The sequence below is a fragment of the Flavobacteriales bacterium genome (assembly GCA_025210295.1).
In the GTDB taxonomy this organism is placed as follows: domain Bacteria; phylum Bacteroidota; class Bacteroidia; order Flavobacteriales_D; family Parvicellaceae; genus S010-51.
Genome location: JAOASC010000030.1, coordinates 1 through 2,791 on the forward strand (window position 1 = coordinate 1; position 2,791 = coordinate 2,791).

At 30.5% G+C, this 2,791-nt stretch carries 4 protein-coding genes; all 4 read right to left on the minus strand.

Annotated elements, in window-relative coordinates:
* Nucleotides 1-239, minus strand: a 239-nt coding sequence (locus tag N4A35_09660; GenBank protein MCT4581670.1) for a hypothetical protein, incomplete at its 3' end; no start/stop codon positions are given.
* Between the two features lie 16 nt (nucleotides 240-255).
* Nucleotides 256-945 carry an IS1 family transposase gene (locus N4A35_09665; protein ID MCT4581671.1) on the minus strand — a complete coding sequence of 230 codons (690 nt, stop codon included), beginning with the start codon at nucleotides 943-945 and terminating at the stop codon, nucleotides 256-258.
* A 239-nt stretch (nucleotides 946-1,184) separates the two neighbouring features.
* On the minus strand, nucleotides 1,185-1,730 hold the full coding sequence (locus tag N4A35_09670; GenBank protein MCT4581672.1) for a hypothetical protein: 546 nt from the start codon (nucleotides 1,728-1,730) through the stop codon (nucleotides 1,185-1,187).
* Between the two features lie 7 nt (nucleotides 1,731-1,737).
* A partial coding sequence (locus N4A35_09675) for a hypothetical protein (protein ID MCT4581673.1) occupies nucleotides 1,738-2,791 on the minus strand: 1,054 nt, incomplete at its 5' end.

Consider the following 2,791-nt stretch of genomic DNA (forward strand, 5'->3'; position numbering starts at 1 on the left):
GCTTGTAAGTACTCATTATTGGCATTAATCTGAGTGGCTAAATGCTTGGATCCTGCTATACGGTTTAATAAATCATAACTGTACACCATGGTTTGTGGCACATCATTCTGCGTCATCAATGGTTTAATGGCAGTTGCCATGTGTGTGATGTTTCCGTTATAGAGGTTGTTTGTAGTCAAAGTTGTGTTATTATCGATTTCCGCTAGGAAGTTTGCCTCACTAAGGTAAGCATTTTGCACTTAAAAAAATTAATATTCAATTCATTTTTAACCTCCAATTATGAAAATCAAAATATAACAAAACACTAGCTTCTAGCATTTTTTGAGATTTACTAAAACAAATAGTTTTTCTAGATAAACGTTTAATATGAGTCCTCAATGTTAAATTCCCTCGTTCAATATGATTATTAGCATATCGATGGGTTTCATGAAGAAATGGTTTTACCAAATTAGGGTATGTACTTAATTTGTCTGTTATAATTTTTTGAGGGTTTTGAGCTTTTAACAAGTAAATCACTTTTCCTAAGTTTTCCTTTGTTCTTGAACCAAACACGACATTCATCACCTGATGTGTTTTTCTGTTGATAGCATAAGTAATCCAACTATAATTTGAAGGATGTTTTTTTCCAATAAATGTCCATAGCTCATCTACTTCGTAAACCTGATTATATTCTGAATAAACAGGTCGTTTAATTTCATGGGCTAAAGATAAAATTCTTCTCAAAATTGTTTGTTTGGAATATCCTAAAATTCTACTCATTGAACTTATTCCTAATCCTTCGGCATTTAATTCTTTTATGTTTTCATCGTCTAAAATATCATACAACTTATAACTATAAATGTCTTGTTGATATTTGCCACAAGATTTACATTGATAACGTTGTTTTATTCCTCGTTTTCCTTTACTAATCAAAGAAGAAGCTTTACAATATTTACATTCTTTCATACACTCAAGCGCCATTTGGTACACGAACTTAAAAAAACTTTTTTTAATGAGTTCTAAGAAACTTTCTCATTCTAATAGGTATCAGTATACTTTAGATTGAACATCCCCAAAAAAAAATAAACAACTAGAAATCAAACACATACAATTACTAAAAATACAAAAGCGCCATTTGGAACATTACCTACTGTTTTATGTTGATGTTACACTACCTATTTGTGACTCTGACAATGTACCCAACACTACCAATATTCAGAGAGTATACCATCTGTAATTCCTTCAAAAGATTTAATTTCAGAACACGAAAAAGCACTTGGACAATTCTCTCTGTTTTTCTTGTTTTTTGTTGGTAGAACGAACCTAACTTTACCAACTAGAGAATTTTCTTCTAAACTATATTGTTTCCAAGTTTTTACTCTATAATTATTTATACTTTTACCTTCTACCCACAGCTTATTATTTTTAAATAAAAAGTGCTCTTTGATTTTTCCATTTTTGGATTCTTTAACATGATATTCAAATGTATTATCTCCCTCCCTAACATATGTAATCTTATATTTTCTACCTTTACAAAAGTCTTCATTTACAAAGTAAACTCTATTTAAAGTGTCATAAATAACTGTAATATTTTTTTTCCCTTTTCTAATATTTAAAATGTTCCGACAGTTGGTAGAATCTAATGAACATATAGTATTAGTTTTAGTTAATAACCTACTTCTTTCTCTTTTTATTTGAGAAAATAGAGAAAAAGAGGAAAAAATAAATAATATGAAAAATATCCTACTCATTCTACTATCATTTTATGTTTGGTGAATCAAAACTAACCTTTGTCTCAGATGAAACTTTAACATTATCTCCTAGTTTTTCATCAATAGAAATATTTAAATTATCTCCATATTGCTTCCTAACCTCTATTAAAGCATCATTAAATAATTGGCTACTATATATTTTAGGATTTACAGTTAAAGTTACTGTTTTTTCAACCTTATTTATATTATCTTCCCCTAATTGTTCATTATAGAGCTGTTCTATACTATTTAACTGTTTATTAGCTCTATCTTCTATAGCTTTAACTAATGTGTTAGTTTCCAAACCTTCAACTGTAAGTATACCTTTTTCTATATATGTATTTTTATTATAAATATTGAGGGAAGTCTTAAATTTTGCCACACCTCCATCTTGGAAATCCCTTACTCCTCCGTTTGAATTTATAATTTTATCATCTTTTAATTCTTCTGTTAAACCAGCCTTACCTTTCCCAGGAAAGGTTTCGTCTATAATTAAACCATTAACTCCATCGTTTAAATCTCTTGATATAAATATAGCATCACTAAACACCTCATTCATACGTGTATATTTAAAAGCTCCTCCATAATCATATTGTATTCTATTTCCACTAATATTCTCCGTACCTCTAGACATTATTGCTTTACCATTTACATCTACTATATCTAGAGCCGCTCCTGCATCCAGGGTTTTTAAGTACAAATTCCCTGAGTTTGAAAATTTAATGATTTGAAGTTTTTCCAGACCTTCTAATTCAATAGCATCTATTACTCTATTTTCACTAAATGCATAAGGACTATTCCATGGATAACCAGGAGATAACGGGTCCACGGCAAAAAACCTCCCCAATCTTGGGTCATGCATTCTATACTTATAATTTACAGAATTCCCGTTCCCTTTAACCTCGTCATCGCTCTCCTGACCTTGGAACCCATAACGCGAGCTTTCACTATTCGAACTTAAAGCACCTATTTCCATACCAAATGGATAATAAGATGAGTAGCTCACCACATCACTCTCGAACCCATCGAACGTATTATTTACATAAGGCTTGATTAACTTA

Coding starts and splice junctions, on each gene's coding strand:
- N4A35_09670 (MCT4581672.1), bottom strand. CDS start 1,730: ATGAGTAGGATATTTTTCATATTATTTATTTTTTCCTCTTTTTCTCTA.
- N4A35_09665 (MCT4581671.1), bottom strand. CDS start 945: ATGAAAGAATGTAAATATTGTAAAGCTTCTTCTTTGATTAGTAAAGGA.